A 16,763-nucleotide genomic window follows, 5' to 3' on the forward strand; every position below is an offset into this window, starting at 1 on the left:
GCCAGGGACGATTCAAGGGCCATGAAGCTCACGGACCACCTCCCCAGCGCACCTGACCCCGACGTCCTGCTCGACGCCTTCACGACCTGGACGACGGAGCAGGGCATCGAGCTCTACCCGGCGCAGGAAGAGGCGCTGATGGAGGTGGTGACCGGAGCGAACGTCATCCTCAGCACCCCCACGGGTTCCGGCAAGAGCCTCGTCGCCACCGGCGCGCACTTCACCGCGTTGGCCGACGGCAAGCGCAGCTACTACACGGCGCCGATCAAGGCGCTGGTGTCGGAGAAGTTCTTCGCGCTGGTCGACGTGTTCGGCGCCGACAACGTCGGCATGATGACCGGCGACAGCAGCGTGAACGCCGACGCGCCGATCGTCTGCTGCACCGCCGAGATCCTGGCGAACCTGGCGTTGCGCGACGGCGAGCAGGCCGACGTGGGCCAGGTCGTGATGGACGAGTTCCACTTCTACGCCGAGCCGGAGCGCGGCTGGGCGTGGCAGGTGCCGCTGCTGGAACTGCCGCAGGCGCAGTTCGTGCTGATGTCGGCGACGCTGGGCGACGTCACCCGGTTCGAGAAGGACCTCACGCAGCGCACCGGCCGGTCGACGGCCGTGGTCAGCTCCGCGGAGCGGCCGATCCCGCTGACGTACCGCTACGCGCTCACGCCGCTGCACGAGACGATCGAAGAGCTCCTCGGCGGCAACCAGGCGCCCGTCTACGTCGTGTACTTCAACCAGGCGTCCGCGATGGAGCAGGCGCAGGGCCTGATGAGCGTGAACGTCGCCTCCCGCGAGCAGCGCAACAAGATCGCCGAGGCGATCGGGAACTTCCGGTTCACCGCCGGATTCGGCAAGACCCTGTCGCGGCTGGTGCGCCACGGCATCGGCGTGCACCACGCCGGGATGCTGCCGAAGTACCGGCGGCTCGTGGAGCAGCTCGCCCAAGCGGGGCTGCTGAAGATCATCTGCGGCACGGACACGCTCGGCGTCGGCATCAACGTCCCGATCCGCACCGTGCTGCTGACCGGGCTCACCAAGTACGACGGCGTGCGCACCCGGCACCTGAAGGCGCGCGAGTTCCACCAGATCGCCGGCCGCGCCGGCCGGGCGGGCTACGACACCGCGGGCTACGTCGTGGTGCAGGCCCCGGAGCACGTCATCGAGAACGAGAAGGCGCTGGCGAAGGCGGGGGAGGACCCGAAAAAGCGGCGCAAGGTGGTGCGCAAGCAGGCGCCCGAAGGGTTCGTGTCGTGGAGCGAGAAGACCTTCGACAAGCTCGTCGAGGCCGAACCGGAACCGCTGGTCTCCAGCTTCCAGGTCAGCCACTCCATGCTGCTCAACGTGATCAACCGTCCCGGTGACGCGTTCGCGGCGATGAAGCACCTGCTCACCGAGAACCACGAGGACCGCCCCGCGCAGCGCAGGCACATCCTGCGGGCCATCGCGATCTACCGGGCGCTGCTGGCCGCGGACGTGGTGGAGCAGCTCGACGAGCCCGACCCGCAGGGCCGCCGGGTGCGGCTGACCGTGGACCTGCAGTTCGACTTCGCGCTCAACCAGCCGTTGTCGCCGTTCGCGCTGGCCGCGATCGAACTGCTCGACGTCGACTCGCCGAGCTATCCGCTGGACGTGCTCTCGGTCATCGAGTCCACATTGGACAACCCGAGGCAGGTGCTGTCCGCGCAGCAGTTCAAGGCGCGCGGCGAAGCCGTGGCGCAGATGAAGGCCGACGGCATCGAATACGACGAGCGGATGGAACTGCTCGAGGACGTCACCTATCCGAAACCGCTGCAGGACATCCTCGAAGCGGCCTACGAGATGTACCGAAAAGGACACCCGTGGGTCGCCGAGCACGAGCTGTCGCCGAAGTCGGTGGCCCGCGACATGTTCGAGCGGGCGATGAACTTCGTCGAGTTCGTCAACCACTACGGCCTGGCCCGCTCCGAAGGCCTCGTGCTGCGCTACCTCGCCGACGTGTACAAGGCGCTGCGCCACACGGTGCCCGCCGACGCGAAGACCGAAGAACTCACCGACCTCATCGAATGGCTCGGTGAACTGGTGCGCCAAGTCGACTCCAGCCTGCTCGACGAGTGGGAGCGGCTGCGCAACCCCGCCGCCGAAGCCACCGCCGACACCGCCCCGGTAGACGAGGGGCCTGCTCGCGTCACGCAGAACAAGCGGGCGTTCCGGGTGCAGGTGCGCAACGCGATGTTCCGCCGCGTCGAACTCGCCGCCCGCCGATGGACCACACCGCTCGGCGAACTCGACCCCGAGTTCGGCGCCGAAGCGTGGGAAGAGGCCCTCGACGGCTACTTCGCCGAGTACGACGAGATCGGCACCGACGCCGACGCGCGCGGCCCCGCGATGCTGATGATCACCGAGGAGTCGCGGCGCTGGCTGGTGCGGCAGATCTTCAGCGACCCCGCCGGGGATCACGACTGGGGGATCAGCGCCGAGGTCGACCTCGCGGAGTCCGATGAGGAAGGCGCCGCGGTGATCCGAGTGCAGGCCGTGGACCAGCAATAAGGGCTCTCAGATGGTGGCCTCGCCCGCCTGGGTGCCATACGATCAAGGTTTCCGGTCGCGATCGAGAGGAACGGGATCATGGCGCAGACCGTGGTAGCAGGCATCGACGGGTCCGAGGAGTCCAAGCGCGCGCTGCACTGGGCCGCCGAGTACGTCACGAAGGTGGGCGGACTGGTGCACGCCATCACGGTGTGGCACCAGCCGGTGCAGTTCGGCTACCGCCTGCCGACCCCGGACACCGAACTCGAACAGCGCGCCCGCAAGCTCCTCGACGAGACGACCGAATCCGTGAAGGCGGAATTCCCGAAGGTGGACATCCGGCCCCGGCTCATCCGCGGGCACGTCATCGACGAACTGGTGGGGCTGTCCCCGCAGGCCGACATGATGGTCGTGGGCAACAAGGGCCACGGCGCCTTCACCGGCATGATGGTCGGCTCAGTGGCCCTGAAACTAGTCCACCACGCGCGTTGTCCTGTGCTCGTCGTTCGGTGAAGTCTTCGTCGGTCGGTTTGCTTTGGGGGGCGGGTGGCGGAACCTCAGTGAGCCTCTCGCTGCGGGATCTTTTTCCCTAGTGGCTCCGCCACGAGGGAAAAAGCTGTCCTCGCGAGAGGCTCACTGAGAACCCGCCGGTGGTCGGCTTCTTGACGTGGGCTATGTGCTTCGCACATACAGGCACGGCCTTCGGCCGCCAGGCAGGCGTGCTTCGCCGCCCTTCGCGGGCTTCGCCGCCAACTGCACGGCTTCGCCGTCAGGATTCGGCTTCGTCGGTAGGGAGCTTTGCGTGAAATCGCCCGCCGGTCCTGAGTGGACTTGGCGGGCGATGTTGTTGCGAGGGTTCAGGATTGCAGCTGTGCCGTGAGCATTTGGCTCTGCTCCTGGAACATCGCCTGGAAGTCGGCGAACTTGCGGCCGTAGCCTGCGGCGATCTCGATGCTGGGGTCGCGGCGCACGGTCCAGCCCTTGCCGGTCAGGACCTCGCCCGGGTCGGGGCGGTCCTCGATGCTGAACAGCGAGGGCAGGTCGATGCCCCACTGCTCGGACACCTGCTTGATCTCGTCGCCCATCATCTGGCCGCGGGTACCGGCGACGTGCTCGATGGACAGGCGGCTGCCCGGCGCGGAGAACTCGTGGATCGTCTCCAGCAGCTGAGCCTCGGCGTCCGGGGGGAGGTAGGGCAGCAGGCCCTCGGCGAGCCAGGCCGTGGGCACCGAGGGGTCGAACCCGGCCTCCTTGAGCGCGCTCGCCCAGTCGTCGCGAAGGTCGGCGGAGACGGCGTGCCGTTCGGCGGTGGGCTTCGCGCCGAGCGAGTCGAGGGTCTGGTCCTTGAACTCCAGCACCTTCGCCTGGTCGATCTCGAAGACCCGGAACCCGCTCGGCCACTCCAGCCGGAACGCGCGGGTGTCCAGCCCGGACGCGAGGATCACCGCCTGGCCGACACCGCCCGCGGCGGCGCGCAGGAAGAACTCGTCGAAGAACCGGGTCCGCACGCCCATGTAGTCCGAGACCATGGTGCGCATCAGTTCTTGCGCCTCGGGGCTGCTCAGCTGGGGCGAGTCGGCGGCGTCCGCCAAGGCGCGGGCGTACGGGTCGTTGATCAGCCGGTCCTCGCGGGCCGATTCCGCGGCACGGCCTTCCGCTACCGCGAGGGCGGTGATTCCGACTCCGGAAACGATGTCCCACTGCTCGTGCGTGCTGGTCACCTGGGCACCTTCCAGTTCGCTACGGGTTCCTTTGCGAGGCTAACTGGACAGTTGCGTCACACAACTATGTGTGACCTATTCGTTGTCTGCGCATTTCGGGCGAATAGCCTAGCGCGCACGCCCGGCGGAGCGCGGCCGTCGGGCGTGCGCGCAGGTGGCGGCCTGTTTTGGCCTTGCTCTGAGCGGTGCGGATCGGCCCAGTCCGCAGACACCCGTTCAGCCCAGCAGGTGTTGGGCGTTCAGATGCCGCCCGATGTGGGAAACGGTGTGCACGAGAAGCGCGGAAAGTGCGTCGTAACCTGATATTCGGCCATCGGAAAACCAGTGGTCATCAAATTGCGGAGCGACCGCTCATTCATTCTGGCTTTCGCGGCGACGCTGCTCCTCGCGGTAGCCGTAGGCGGCCTGGCGGACCGCCGCGTCCGATTCCAGGCTGGACCCCAGCGCCCCTGCGATTATGCCCATCGTCGTGAACCCCCAGGCCAGCGTCAGGTATCGGGTGAAGTCCGCCGCATGCCCCAACGTGCTCGCCAGCAGGTTCGGTGGGACCAGGAACAGCGCCACCAGCACGTTGATCACGAACAGCCCGGCGTACATGACTCCCACGCCGATGATCAGCGTGAGCACCGTTGAAGTGTTGTAGAGCAGCGCCTGCTCCGGGTCCCGCATGCTGTTGTGCTTGCGCTTCTCCCACAGGCCGTGCGCCGCGATCAGCCAGCCCACCAGGATGATCACCGAGCCCAGCGCCGCGATCACCTGACGAGTGGCGCCGAGCTGATCACCGATCTGCCAGATGGTGCTCGAGGACAGGCCGAACGCGCTGGTGGCCACCGCCGCGGCCAGCGCGTTGCGCAGCCCGAACACCAGCCGCCACGGCTGGTTGCTGCGCACCATCCCGCTGAGCAGGCGCAACCGGCCACGGGTGCGGGTCGCCGTGTAGCGGATGTCGACGGCGTCGTCCTCGCTGTGCTGCGTGCTCTCCCGGCGGATCGGGGCGATCACCTCGGTGAGCCCGCTGTCCAGCCCGTACCGGTGGTCGGCTCCGCCTTCCCGGCCGGTGAGCTCGTCGACCAGCTGCAGCACGACCTGCCGGGCTCGCCGGTACGGCTGGGTGCCGCCGAGGGCGGGCAGGGACACCACCCCGGTCCGCTCGCCGATGTTCGCGTCGGCCACCACCGGCTTGCCGTTCGCCCGCACCGGCAGGTCGGTCAGCGTGATCGCGTAGTTCCAGTCGCGCTGTTCCAGTCGATCGCCGGTCGCGCGGATGATGTCGCGGGTGCCGTGCCTGCCCGCCGTCATCGGGTCCACGTCCACTTCGATCGTCCACTCCCGCCGCTCGTCGTTGAGGTGCTCGGGAAGTTCGTCGACGAGGTACCGGGCCACCCGCTCGGGCATGTCCGGGTCGGTGATCAGGCCCAGCGTGACCTGTTCGGCCGGGGAGCCGGATTCCTGCTCCTCGGTTCGGTCGTTGCGGGCGTCGTCCTCGGCGCTCACGGTCTTCCTCCGATTCGGCTTGGTCGTGCACCGGCCCTGGGGTTTCCACCCGGGGCGATCGCAAACATCATCATCAACGATGCGGGCGCTGATCACGGCACCGACGGGTGCAACGAGCCGGTGCGGCGGGACTATTCCTTGCCGCGCAACGGAATTGCCGGGTGTCAGCGCCACGCGCGGGAACGCAGCAACCGTAGCCCGTTGAGGCCGACCAGGACGGTGGAGCCCTCGTGCCCGGCGACACCCAGCGGCAGCGGCAGGTTCCCCACCAGGTCCCACACGACGAGGACCGCGATGAACGAACCCGCGATGAGCAGGTTCTGCCGGACCAGGCGGCGTGCCCGGCGGGACAGGTCGACGAGCTTGCCGACGGCGGCGAGCTCGTCGCGCACGACCACCACGTCGGCGGTCTCCAAGGTGAGGTCGGCGCCCGCTCGCCCCATCGCGACACCGGTGTGCGCGGCGCCCAGCGCGGGCGCGTCGTTGACGCCGTCGCCGAGCATCAGCGTGCGGTCGCCGAGTTCCCGCACTGCGGCGACCTTCTGCTCCGGCAGCAGCTTCGCCCGCACCTCGCTGATTCCGGCCTCGGCCGCGACCCGCCGGGCGGCGGGTTCGTTGTCGCCGGTGAGCAGCACCGGCTCGCTCCCGGTCAGCTCGCGCAGGCACCCGACGGCCGCAGCGGCGTCCGGCCGCATCCGGTCGGTGAGACCGAGCACGCCCGCGACGGCCCCGTCGGCGAGCACCACCACCGCGGTTCGACCGGCGGTCTCCACGGCGTCCACCCGCTCGGACCGTTGTCCGGGGCCGCGCACCTCGATCCGCCGTCCCGCGACGCGGGCGGTCACCCCGCGTCCCGGTTCGGCGTGGAAGTCGGCGGCCTCCGGAATCGGCAGGCCGCGTTGGTGAGCGGCGGCGAGCACGGCACGCCCCAGCGGATGTTCGCTGTAGCGCTCCGCGCCTGCCGCCAGCGCCAGCACCTCGTCGGCGCCGTGTCCCGATTCGGGGTGGATTTCGGCGAGCACCGGCACGCCTTCGGTGAGCGTGCCCGTCTTGTCCAGCGCCACCCGCTCGACGTCGGCGAGGCGTTCCAGTGCCACCGCCGACTTCACCAGCACGCCGTGCCTGCCCGCGTTCGCGATCGCCGACAGCAGCGGCGGCATCGTCGCCAGCACCACCGCGCACGGTGAAGCCACGATCATGAACGTCATGGCGCGCAGCAGCGCGTCCGGCACGGATTCCCCGAACAGCAGCGGAATTCCGAACACGGCGAGCGTCGCGAGCACGAGGCCCGCCGAATACCGCTGCTCGACCTTCTCGATGAACAGCTGTGTCGGCGCCTTCGCTTCGCTCGCCTCCGCCACCAGCGCCACGATGCGCGCGATCACCGATTCGGAGGCGTCCCGCGCGACCCGCACCCGCAGCGCGCCGGAGCCGTTGAGGGTGCCCGCGAACACGTCGTCGCCTGCGGTCTTCGCCACCGGCATCGGTTCGCCGGTGATCGTGGCCTCGTTGATCTCGCTGCCGCCGTCGATCACCTCGCCGTCCGCGCCGACGCGTTCACCGGGGCGCACCAGGATCTCGTCGCCGACGACCAGCTCGGTGGCGGGCACCGTCCGCTCCATGCCGTCGCGCACTCGCACGGCGGTGTCCGGCGCCAGGTCCAGCAGGCCGCGCACCGAGTCCTCGGTGCGCGCGGTGGCGTAGGCCTCCAGCGCACCGGAGGTCGCGAAGATGACGATGAGCAGCCCGCCGTCGCGCACCTGGCCGATGCTCGCCGCGCCGATCGCCGCGACGATCATCAGCAGATCCACGTCGAGCGTTCGTTCCCGCAGCGCCTGCACGCCGGCCCAGGCCGGTTCCCAGCCGCCGGTGGCGTAGCAGAGCAGGTAGAGCGCCCAGGCGGCCCAGGTCGGGCCGCCGCCGATGTCCACCGCGATCCCGAGCAGGAACGCGAGCAGCGCGGCCCCGGCCCACCGGCTCTCGGGCAGGGCGAGCAGACCGCGGCGGCGCGGAGCGGTCCGTTCGGCGGGTGCGGGGCGATCGGTGAGCGTGGTCATCGCGGTACCTCGGTAGCGGGGGCGGAACGCCGCACAAGATACATGAATGACTGTTCAAATGTTCAGGTGTTCAGTTGGCGCCGTGGATACACTGCGCGTATGGGTCATGGAGTCGAGAGCAGGGTCGCGCCGACCGCCAAGCTGGACGCGACCTCGGCGACCTCGGTGGCCGAGACCCTGCAAGCCCTGGCCACGCCCTCCCGGCTGCTGATCCTGAGCGAACTGCGTCAAGGTGCGCGGCCCGTCGGTGAACTCGCCGAAGCCGTCGGCATGGAGGCGTCCGCGGTGTCCCATCAGCTGCGCCTGCTGCGCTCGCTGGGCCTGGTCAGCGGCAGCCGCAGTGGTCGCAGCGTGGTCTACAGCCTCTACGACGACCACGTCGCGCAACTGCTCGACGAAGCCGTCTACCACATCGAACACCTGCGGCTGGGCTTGTCCGGCTGAGTTCGGCGCGGGAATCGCGGGTTCGAGGCGATCTCCGTCGGCTCGATCGCAGCGGCGGCCGCGATACCCTCGGCGCATGGCTGACTACGTGCAGGTCGTGACGACGACGGATTCCGAGCAGGCGGCGGCGGAGCTGGCGCGCGGCGTCGTCGAGGCGCGTGGCGGCGCCTGCGTGCAGGTGGTGCCGATCCGCAGCTTCTACCGCTGGGACGGGGCGGTGCAGGACGATCCCGAGTGGCAGCTGCAGATCAAGACCCCGGCGGCCCGGCTCGACTCCTTGGTAGAGCACCTCAAGGCGCACCACACCTACGACGTTCCCGAGATCATCGCCACGCCGATCGTCGGCGGGAACCCGGCCTACCTGTCCTGGTTGGACGAGGAGGCTCGGGGCTGACGTCCGTCGCCCGCGGTCCCGTTGCGGCCGCGCGATGCGGGGTCGGGCGACTCGCGACCGGCACTGGTTCATCCACTGTGGACTGGTGCCGGTCTCCGGCGGGTCCGGTTCAGCTCTCCCGCAGTGCGATGGCCGCCGCCGGGCAGAGGGTCGCGGCCTGTCGGGTGGCCTCGTGCTGTTCCGGGGCAGGGGAGTCGTCGAGCAGCACCACCACGCCGTCCTCGTCGCGCTGGTCGAACACGTCGCCCGCGGTCAGCACGCACTGGCCTGCTCCGATGCAGCGGTCCTCGTCGATCTCGATCTTCACGGCTCCTCCTTCGGGGTGGGTTCGCCCGGTGGTTCCCGGGAGTCCGCCGCCCTGCTGGGCAGACGTCCGACTTCAAGCTAGGCTAGCATTTAAGTCAGACGTGTTTCTTAATCAAGAGAACGAGAGGGCATGGCCTTGATGCAGGCGGCCGACCGCGTTGGCTCCCGCCGGGAACAGGCCGACGCCACCCGCGCGCTGCTGCTGCGCACCGCGGAACGGCTGTTCGCCGAGCGCGGGATCTCCGAAGTGTCCAACCGGCAGATCGTCGAGGCCGCCGGGCAGGCCAACAACTCAGCGTTGGCCTACCACGTCGGCACCCGCGAGGACCTGCTGCGCGCCATCAGCGACACGCACAGCGAGCCGATCACCCGCCGCACTCGGGAACTGCTCGACTCGGTGGGCGGCTCCGAGGAGCCGCGCGACCACGTGGCCTGCCTGGTGCTGCCCTACGTGGAGCACTTGGCGAGCCTCGGAAATCCCAGCTGGTGTGCGCGCTTCACCGCGCAGCTGGCCACCGATCCGGTACTGCGCGACAACCCGATGCGGGCGCCGGAGATGGAACCGCTGCTGCGCGCGGCGAACGACGCGCTGGCCGAGCACACGCCCGAGCTGCCGCCGAAGATCGCCGCCATCCGCCACGAAACGGCCCGGCTCGCGGTCCTGCACACCTGCGCCGAACAGGAGCGCGCCGCCGCCGAGACCGGCGATGCCGCCGACTGGGACCTGGTCGGCGTCGCCCTGACCGACAGCCTCACCGGCCTGCTGCTCGCCCCCACCCGCCCCTGAACCTTCCCGGCGTTCGCCACGATCAGCTCGGCGAGTGGCGGGCGGCCTCGGCGGCGTGGGCGTCGGCCGCATCGGCAGCGCCCAGGTCCGCGTCCGCGGCGATCAGGTTGATCCGCACCAGGATCGCGGCGCCGCGAGCTGCGGCCGCGGCCAATGCGGCGGCGGTGAGCGCGTCGCCGCGCAGCGCGGGCGTCGCGTCCGCCGCCACCTCGGCGGCGAGGACGGCGACCTGTTCGGCGAGCGCGGCCAGCGCGGCGGGCGGAGCCGCCGCCGCGCTCATCGCGTCCGCCAGCTCCGCGGCCCGGTCCGGATCGTCCGCGTCGCGGCGCTGGGCGGCCAGAACCGCTTGGTACGCATCGGAATCCGCGACCGCCAGCTCCGTCGCGCGCTGCCGCAGCGCCTCCGCCTGCGCCGCCCGCGTGGAGTCCCGGCGCAGCCGGGCCGTCATCGCGGTCAGTCCGGCCGCGGCCGCGACGGTGACCGCGCCGACGACGCCGCCGGTGGCGGACGGGGTCGGCGCGGCCACCTCGTCGAGGTAGTCCCGCACGCTCATGCCGAGGTCGGTCAACTCAGTCCCACGACCTGCCCGTGCTCGTCGATGTCGATGCGTTCCGCCGCGGGCCGCGACCCCAAGCCCGGCATGGTGCGCATGTCGCCGCAGATCGGGTACACGAACCCGGCGCCGACCGAGGCGCGCACCTCCCGCACCGGCAAGGTCCAGCCCGTCGGAGCGCCCAGCAGCGTCGGATCCGAACTCAGCGACAGGTGCGTTTTCGCGATGCACACCGGCAATGTGCCGAACCCGTTCGCCTCGTAGTCCCGCAGCGAGCGGGCGGCCGCCGGGGTGTAGGACACGCCGTCGGCGCCGTACACCCGCCGAGCCACCGTGTCGATCTTGGTGCGCAGGTCCGCCGAATCCGGGTACAGCAGCTGGAAGCCGCTCGGCTCCGACGCGGCCTCGACCACGGCCTCCGCCAGATCCTTCGCGCCCTTGCCGCCGTCGAGGAAGTGGCTGCTCACCGCGACCCGAGCCCCGGCGGCCTCGGCGACCCGGCGGATCGCCTCGTGCTCGGACGGGTGGTCGGTGGGGAACGCGTTGACCGCCACCACCGGCGACACCCCGTGCAGCCGGATGTTCTCGATCTGCTTGCGCAGGTTGTCCGCACCGGCCAGCACATCGTCGGGGTTCTCCGCCAGCAGTTCCGGCGGCAACGGCCGTCCCGCCACGATCCGGTGGTTGCCGGAGTGCGCCTTCAACGCCCGCACCGTCGCCACCAGCACCGCCGCGTCCGGGCGCTGGCCCGAACTGCGGCACTTGATGTTGAAGAACCGTTCCGCGCCCATGTCCGCGCCGAACCCGGCCTCCGTCACCATGTAGTCCGAGCAGCGCCCCGCGATCCGGTCCGCCACCACCGAGGAGTTGCCGTGCGCGATGTTGCCGAACGGGCCGGCGTGCACGAAAACCGGAGTGTTCTCCGTGGTCTGCATCAGGTTCGGCTTGATCGCCTCCCGCAGCAGCACCGTCATCGCACCCGCCGCCCGCAGCTGCTCCGCGCTGACCGGGGAGCCGTCGCGAGCGTAGCCGACGACGATGCGGCCCAGCCTGCGGCGCATGTCGTGCAGCGAATTCGACAGCGCCAGCACCGCCATCACCTCGCTGGCGGCGGTGATGTCGAACCCGGTCTGGCGCGGCGTGCCGTCGGCGGCCCCGCCCAGCCCGGTCACGATGGAGCGCAGGTCCCGGTCGTTGACGTCGAGCACTCGCCGCCACGTGATCCGCTGCGGGTCGAGGTCGAGCTCGTTTCCCTTGTGCAGGTGGTTGTCCAGCATCGCCGAGAGCAGGTTGTGCGCGGCGGTCACCGCGTGCATGTCCCCGGTCAGGTGCAGGTTCAGCGCCTCCATCGGCACCACCTGGCTGTAGCCGCCACCGGCGGCGCCGCCCTTGATGCCGAACGTCGGCCCCATCGACGGCTGCCGGATCGCCACCGCCGAGCGGTGCCCCAGCAGCCGCAGCGCCTGCCCGAGCCCGACCGTGGTGGTCGTCTTTCCTTCTCCCAGCGGGGTGGGCGTCACCGCGGACACGAGGATGTACTTGGCCGCCGGGCGGTCGGCGAATTCCTCGATCGCGTCGAGGGACACCTTCGCCACCTGCCTGCCGTACGGTTCCAGCAGGTGCGGGCCGATGTCGAGCTGCGCGGCGATCTCGTCGATCGGGCGAATCGTCGTGGCTCGGGAGATGTCCAGGTCGGACGGGATGGTCATGCGGGAACCTCCTGGATCCGGGCGAGGGCGTCAGCGCGCCATTGGACGGTCCGGTCGAGCTCGTTGAACGTGAACAGGTGCCACCCCGCGATGCCCGGCGCGGGCTCGTCCAGGTGCGGCCAGAGCCCGTCGACCACGGCGTCCGGCGTGTACGGCGCGAGCAGCTTGGTGACCAGGCCGTGCTGCTTGCGCAGGAACCTCAGCGACTCGCCGAGGCCGATCTTCATCGACACCCGCAGCAGTTTCGTCACGTCCACCGCGCCGGGCAGGCCGACGTGCACCGGCAGCAGCACGCCACGGGCGCGGACCTCGCCGAGCCAGGCGGCGATGCGCCGCGGGTCGTAGCAGATCTGCGACACCACGTAGTCCGCGTACTGCGCTTTGTCGGTCATGGCCCGGATCGTGGCGGCGTCGGACAGGAACGCGTGCCGCTCCGGGTAGCCGGTGATGCCGACTTTCCCCGGCCTGCGGCCCGATTCCGCCATCTCCCGCAGCAACGCGAGCGCGTCCGGGAACTCCCCGGCCGGCGTGGGGGAATCGCCCGCGACGACGAAGATCTCATCGCTGCCCAGCGCCGCCGCCCGGTCGAGCAGCTCGGCGAGCTGAGCCCGATCCGAGATGGACCGCGCCGCCAGGTGCGGCACCACGTGGAACCCGCCCGCCGCCAGCCGGGCCGCGACGTCCAGCGTCGCGCCCGGCCCCTTCGCGGCGGAGGCGGTGACGGTGACGGTGCTGCCCGCGGGCAGCACCGCCGCCCGCTCCGCCGCTCCGCGCACCGGCAGCACCTCGAATCTGCTGCGGCTCAACATTTCCTGCAGCCGCTGAGTGCTGGTGTCCATCAGCTCGACCCCCGCTCGCCTACGCCGTGGCCGTGCGTTCGAGGTGTTTCGGGATGTCCTTGTTGGGGTCGTGGAAGGGCTTCTCGACGACGATCGCGTCCTGCGGGCCGTGCTGGGTGTGCACCACCAGTTCGGTGCCGGGTTCCTGGTAGGCCACCGGGACCATGGCGAAGCCGATGTTGCTGTCCAGCCGGGGGGAGTGGCAGGCGGAGGTGACCTCGCCGATGCGCAGGCCGTGCGGGTCGTGCACGTCGAACGGTTCGATCATGGCGCCGTCGTTGAACGAGCCGACTCCCGGCCCGCCCATGCGCACCCCGACGAGCTTGCGCGCCACGCCTTCGGACTTGATCCGGGCCAGCGCCTCCTTCCCGATGAAGTCGGCGTCCTGCTCCAGATCCACCATCCACGTTTTCTCGAAGCCGTAACCCGCCTCGAACGGGTTCGTCTCGTAGGTGATGTCGCAACCCCAGGACAGGATTCCGGCTTCGATGCGGCGGATGTGACACGGCCCGATGACCTGCATTCCGTGCGGGCGGCCCGCCTCCCAGATCGTCTCCCACAACTTCACGCCGTCGCGGACGGCGTTGTGCAGGTAGATCTCATAGCCCAGTTCGGCGGTGTAGCCGGTGCGCGAGACGACCACCTGCATCCCGTTGAGCTCGCGATCCACCGCGTAGTAGTAAGGAACGTCCAAGATGGACTCGCCGAACAGGTCGACCATCACGTCCCGCGATTTCGGCCCCTGCACCTGCACCGGCCCCACATCGGGCTCGTGGATGCGCACGTCCATGCCGAGGCTGTGGGCCAGTCCCTTCGCCCACAGCAGCACGTCGCTGTCGGCGAGCGAGAGCCAGAAGTGGTTCTCCCCCAAGCGAAGCAGCACCGGGTCGTTGATGATGCCGCCGTCCTCGGCGGTGACGAACACGTACTTGCACTGCCCGACCTTGCACTTGGTGAGATCGCGCGGCACCAGCATGTTGGTGAACTCGAACGCGTCCGGGCCGGTGATCTCCACCTGCCGTTCCACTCCGACGTCCCAGAGCGTCACCCCCTCCAGCAGCGCCCAGTACTCCGCGAGCGGGTCGCCGTAGTGCCTCGGGTGGTAGGTGTGGTTGTACACGCTGTAGAGGCTCACGCCGTGCTGCCGGGAAGCGTGGAAGAACGGCGATTTGCGCAGCCTGGAGTACTGCAGAATCCCAGGGTTCGGGTTCACTGCCATGAGGGGTGCTCCTTTGCGGTGTGTCCGGCCCTGCCGGGATGCGCGGTGGCGCACCTCGGCGGCGGGCCGGGCGGCGTGTGAACTTCGGGTACCGCGATGCGGGTGAGCGGGATGCTCAGCTGCGCATGCGAGCCATGTCGGGGTCGAACACCGGGTCGGCGACGACCGCGGCGGGATGCCGCCGGTCGAAGTAGGACACCCGTAGCGAGGTGCCCGCATCGGCCAGTTCGGCGGGCAGCCACGCGTACGCGAGGCTCATGCCCGCGCTGTGGCCGTATCCCGCGCTGGTGGTGAAGCCGACCGCGTCGCGGCCGGTTTCGGTGAACACCGGCTCGGCGCCCATCAGCACCGTGCCGTCGGTGACGTGCAGGCAGCACAACCGCCGCCGCACCGGTCGTTCGCGGCGCCGCAGCAGGGCGTCGCGGCCGACGAACTCGCCCTTGCCGGGTTTGACGGCGAACGCGAGCCCCGCCTCGTCGGGGTCGTGTTCGCTGTTCATGTCCGCGCCCCACGCGCGGTATCCCTTCTCCAGCCGCATCCCGTTGAACGCGCCGCGGCCGGCGGGGAAGATCCCGTGCTCGGCGCCTTGGGCGGCCAGCAGGTCCCAGAGCCGCCCGCCGAACTCGGCGGAGGTGTAGAGCTCCCAGCCCAGCTCGCCCACGTAGGACAGCCGCAGCGCGGTCACCGGCACCTCGCCGACGAACAGGCGTTTCGCGCGGAAGAACCGGAACGCTTCGTGCGACACGTCGATGTCGGCCAGCGGCGCGAGCACCGCGCGGGCGCGCGGACCCCAGAGACCGATGCAGCAGGTGCCACCGGTGATGTCGCGGACCGAGGTGGTGTCATCGGCGTGCGCCCGCAGCCAGGCGATATCGCGCGGCCCGTTGCAGCCGACCTGGAACTCCGTCTCGGACAACCGGGCCACGGTGATGTCGCCGCGGATGCAGCCGGTGTGCTCCAACATCAGCGTGTAGGTCACGTAGCCCGGTGCCCGGTCGAGCTTGCTCGTGGTGAGCCGCTGCAACAGGTCCAGCGCGCCGCGCCCGCTCACTTCGGCACGCGCCAGCGAGGTCATGTCGAACATCGCCACGCCTTCGCGGGCGGCCTGGTGTTCGGCGGCGACGATCGGGGAGAAGTAGCGCCCGGCCCACTCGCCGGGGACGACGATTTCCCGTCCGGTGACCAAGGATTCGTTGGACGCGTACCAGTGCGGCCGTTCCCAGCCGTTCGCCTCCAGGAACACCGCGCCGAGCCGTTCCTCCCGCTCGTGGAACGGCGTGGTGCGCAGCGGCCGCGGACGCAGCGGTGGCTGCTGCGGGTGCACCACGTCGTATACCTCGCGGAAGCTCTGGGCGCTGCGCTCGCCCACGTAGGCGGGGCTGTGCGCGAAGTCTTCGAAACGGCGCAGGTCGGCGGCGCGCAGGTCGATGCCGGGGGAGCCGTCGGCCATCCACTCGGCCATCGCCCGGCCCACCCCGGCCGAGTGGGTGATCCACACGGCTTCCGCGACCCAGAACCCGGCGACCTCCCGCGACGGCCCGAGCACCGGCATTCCGTCGGAGGTGAACAGGAACAGCCCGTTCATGCCTTCGCGGATCTCGGCCTGTTCCAGCACGGGCAGCAGCTCGCACGCGTCGTCCCACGGCTGCTTGAAGTCCTGCGGGGTGAACGGGTGCACGGAGGCCATGCCCGCCCAGCCGCCGCCCCCGGACGGCGCCTCCGCCCCGTCGCCCGCCGCGGTCGGTGCCAGCTCATCGGCGCGCACCGGGATCACTCGGTGCTGGTAGGAGCCGATGCCGTAGCGGTCGTGGATCTGCCGGAAGTACACCGAGGCGTCCTGATGCCGCAGCAGCGGTTGCGCGACCTCCGCGCCGCCGTGCTCCTTCGCCGCGCCGAGCCCGGCGATCGGCCCGGTCACCGCGTACTGGTGCGCCAGCGGCTGTACCGGGATGGACACTCCGGCGAGCGCGCCGATCTTCGGCCCCCAGATGCCCGCGCAGCACAGCACCGACTCCACTTCCACCGGGCCGCGGCTGGTGTGCACCGCACGAACTCTGCCGCCGGTCACGTCGAAGCCGGTCACCTCGGTGTTGCCGAGGAACCGCACGCCGAGCCGGGTGGCCTCCCGCGCCATGGCCTCCGCGGCGCGAACCGGTTTGGCGATGCCGTCGCTCGCGACGTGCAGCCCGCCGAAGATCCGGGAGGACTCGACTTGCGGGATGCGGTCGGCGACCTCGTGCGGGCCGATCAGTTCGGCGGGCACGCCCCAGGCGGCGGCCAGGCCGCGCTTGCGCTTGAGGTCCTCCCACCGCTGCGGCGTGGTGGCGACCTCGATGCCGCCGACCTGGTGGAAGCACGGCTTGCCGTCGATCGTGTCGGAGGTGAACCGCTCCACGGTGTAGGACGCCAGGCGGGTCAGCAGCTCGGAGTTGTTGGTCTGGAACACCAATCCCGGTGCGTGCGAGGAAGATCCGCCGGTCGCGAACAGCGGCCCTTGGTCCACGACGAGCACGTCGGTGATCCCGGCGCGCGCGAGGTGGTACGCCGTGGAGCTGCCGACGATGCCCGCCCCCACGATCAGGATTCGTGCCCTGTCGTCCATGTGCCGCCCCCTGGCTCACGACGCTGATTTCGGGTCTTGCGAGGCCCGGAAACCGGAGAATTCGGCTTGGTTGACGCAGATTCGTCCTCCGCACCCGGTCGGAGCGCCGGCGGCGGCTCCCCCGAAGCCCCTTCGG

Annotated in this window: 14 protein-coding genes; 5 read left to right on the plus strand and 9 right to left on the minus strand. The window is 70.2% G+C overall.

Features of this window, described 5'->3' with window-relative positions:
• Positions 1–21 precede the first annotated feature (21 nt).
• Both H2Q94_RS07640 and H2Q94_RS07645 read left to right on the plus strand, forming a co-directional pair.
• On the plus strand, positions 22–2,523 hold the full coding sequence (locus H2Q94_RS07640) for a DEAD/DEAH box helicase (RefSeq protein ID WP_243793596.1): 2,502 nt from the start codon (positions 22–24) through the stop codon (positions 2,521–2,523).
• A 78-nt stretch (positions 2,524–2,601) separates the two neighbouring features.
• Entirely contained in the window at positions 2,602–3,015 is a 414-nt protein-coding gene (locus H2Q94_RS07645) for a universal stress protein (RefSeq protein WP_243793597.1), read from the plus strand.
• A 344-nt stretch (positions 3,016–3,359) separates the two neighbouring features.
• Here the strand turns inward: H2Q94_RS07645 and H2Q94_RS07650 are convergent, their stop codons facing one another.
• The 3 genes from H2Q94_RS07650 to H2Q94_RS07660 all read right to left on the minus strand — a co-directional run bounded on the left by H2Q94_RS07650 (position 3,360) and on the right by H2Q94_RS07660 (position 7,774).
• On the minus strand, positions 3,360–4,223 hold the full coding sequence (locus H2Q94_RS07650) for an SAM-dependent methyltransferase (RefSeq protein ID WP_243793598.1): 864 nt from the start codon (positions 4,221–4,223) through the stop codon (positions 3,360–3,362).
• A gap of 351 nt (positions 4,224–4,574) precedes the next feature.
• Entirely contained in the window at positions 4,575–5,717 is a 1,143-nt protein-coding gene (locus tag H2Q94_RS07655) for a hypothetical protein (protein ID WP_243793599.1), read from the minus strand.
• A 164-nt stretch (positions 5,718–5,881) separates the two neighbouring features.
• Positions 5,882–7,774 (minus strand): heavy metal translocating P-type ATPase, encoded by a 1,893-nt coding sequence (locus H2Q94_RS07660; protein WP_243793600.1) that lies wholly within the window; start codon positions 7,772–7,774, stop codon positions 5,882–5,884.
• A 99-nt stretch (positions 7,775–7,873) separates the two neighbouring features.
• Between H2Q94_RS07660 and H2Q94_RS07665 the strand changes: the two genes are divergently transcribed.
• The gene (locus H2Q94_RS07665) at positions 7,874–8,218 is read left to right on the plus strand and encodes an ArsR/SmtB family transcription factor (RefSeq protein ID WP_243793602.1); all 345 of its coding nucleotides are present in this window, start codon (positions 7,874–7,876) and stop codon (positions 8,216–8,218) included.
• A 76-nt stretch (positions 8,219–8,294) separates the two neighbouring features.
• Positions 8,295–8,612: a divalent-cation tolerance protein CutA gene (cutA, locus tag H2Q94_RS07670; RefSeq protein ID WP_243793604.1), complete on the plus strand. Its 318-nt coding sequence runs from the start codon at positions 8,295–8,297 to the stop codon at positions 8,610–8,612.
• Between the two features lie 109 nt (positions 8,613–8,721).
• Here the strand turns inward: cutA and H2Q94_RS07675 are convergent, their stop codons facing one another.
• Entirely contained in the window at positions 8,722–8,919 is a 198-nt protein-coding gene (locus H2Q94_RS07675) for a ferredoxin (RefSeq protein WP_243793605.1), read from the minus strand.
• A gap of 129 nt (positions 8,920–9,048) precedes the next feature.
• Between H2Q94_RS07675 and H2Q94_RS07680 the strand changes: the two genes are divergently transcribed.
• A complete protein-coding gene (locus H2Q94_RS07680) occupies positions 9,049–9,705 on the plus strand; it encodes a TetR/AcrR family transcriptional regulator (RefSeq protein WP_243793606.1) in 657 nt (218 codons plus the stop codon).
• A 22-nt stretch (positions 9,706–9,727) separates the two neighbouring features.
• Here the strand turns inward: H2Q94_RS07680 and H2Q94_RS07685 are convergent, their stop codons facing one another.
• The 5 genes from H2Q94_RS07685 to H2Q94_RS07705 form a co-directional block, all read right to left on the minus strand.
• Complete coding sequence (locus tag H2Q94_RS07685) at positions 9,728–10,258, minus strand: cyclodeaminase/cyclohydrolase family protein (RefSeq protein ID WP_243793607.1); 531 nt, start codon at positions 10,256–10,258, stop codon at positions 9,728–9,730.
• Between the two features lie 11 nt (positions 10,259–10,269).
• Positions 10,270–11,967, minus strand: a complete 1,698-nt coding sequence (locus H2Q94_RS07690; protein ID WP_243793608.1) for a formate--tetrahydrofolate ligase — start codon at positions 11,965–11,967, stop codon at positions 10,270–10,272.
• Complete coding sequence (locus tag H2Q94_RS07695) at positions 11,964–12,806, minus strand: methylenetetrahydrofolate reductase (RefSeq protein ID WP_243793609.1); 843 nt, start codon at positions 12,804–12,806, stop codon at positions 11,964–11,966. Before H2Q94_RS07695 ends, H2Q94_RS07690 begins: the two co-directional genes overlap by 4 nt.
• Before the next feature lie 19 nt (positions 12,807–12,825).
• The gene (locus tag H2Q94_RS07700; RefSeq protein WP_243793612.1) at positions 12,826–14,025 is read right to left on the minus strand and encodes a glycine cleavage T C-terminal barrel domain-containing protein; all 1,200 of its coding nucleotides are present in this window, start codon (positions 14,023–14,025) and stop codon (positions 12,826–12,828) included.
• A gap of 115 nt (positions 14,026–14,140) precedes the next feature.
• Positions 14,141–16,627, minus strand: coding sequence for a GcvT family protein (locus tag H2Q94_RS07705; protein WP_243793614.1), 2,487 nt, complete (start codon positions 16,625–16,627; stop codon positions 14,141–14,143).
• Between the last annotated feature and the right edge of the window lie 136 nt (positions 16,628–16,763).

Source organism: Saccharopolyspora gloriosae, from assembly GCF_022828475.1.
Lineage (GTDB): Bacteria > Actinomycetota > Actinomycetes > Mycobacteriales > Pseudonocardiaceae > Saccharopolyspora_C > Saccharopolyspora_C gloriosae_A.

Excerpts from the sequence above, each read along its gene's own strand:
- H2Q94_RS07640 (WP_243793596.1), top strand. The coding sequence starts at position 22 with ATGAAGCTCACGGACCACCTCCCCAGCGCACCTGACCCCGACGTCCTG.
- H2Q94_RS07645 (WP_243793597.1), top strand. The coding sequence starts at position 2,602 with ATGGCGCAGACCGTGGTAGCAGGCATCGACGGGTCCGAGGAGTCCAAG.
- H2Q94_RS07660 (WP_243793600.1), bottom strand. The coding sequence starts at position 7,774 with ATGACCACGCTCACCGATCGCCCCGCACCCGCCGAACGGACCGCTCCG.
- H2Q94_RS07665 (WP_243793602.1), top strand. The coding sequence starts at position 7,874 with ATGGGTCATGGAGTCGAGAGCAGGGTCGCGCCGACCGCCAAGCTGGAC.
- cutA (WP_243793604.1), top strand. The coding sequence starts at position 8,295 with ATGGCTGACTACGTGCAGGTCGTGACGACGACGGATTCCGAGCAGGCG.
- H2Q94_RS07680 (WP_243793606.1), top strand. The coding sequence starts at position 9,049 with ATGGCCTTGATGCAGGCGGCCGACCGCGTTGGCTCCCGCCGGGAACAG.
- H2Q94_RS07685 (WP_243793607.1), bottom strand. The coding sequence starts at position 10,258 with ATGAGCGTGCGGGACTACCTCGACGAGGTGGCCGCGCCGACCCCGTCC.
- H2Q94_RS07690 (WP_243793608.1), bottom strand. The coding sequence starts at position 11,967 with ATGACCATCCCGTCCGACCTGGACATCTCCCGAGCCACGACGATTCGC.
- H2Q94_RS07695 (WP_243793609.1), bottom strand. The coding sequence starts at position 12,806 with ATGGACACCAGCACTCAGCGGCTGCAGGAAATGTTGAGCCGCAGCAGA.
- H2Q94_RS07700 (WP_243793612.1), bottom strand. The coding sequence starts at position 14,025 with ATGGCAGTGAACCCGAACCCTGGGATTCTGCAGTACTCCAGGCTGCGC.
- H2Q94_RS07705 (WP_243793614.1), bottom strand. The coding sequence starts at position 16,627 with ATGGACGACAGGGCACGAATCCTGATCGTGGGGGCGGGCATCGTCGGC.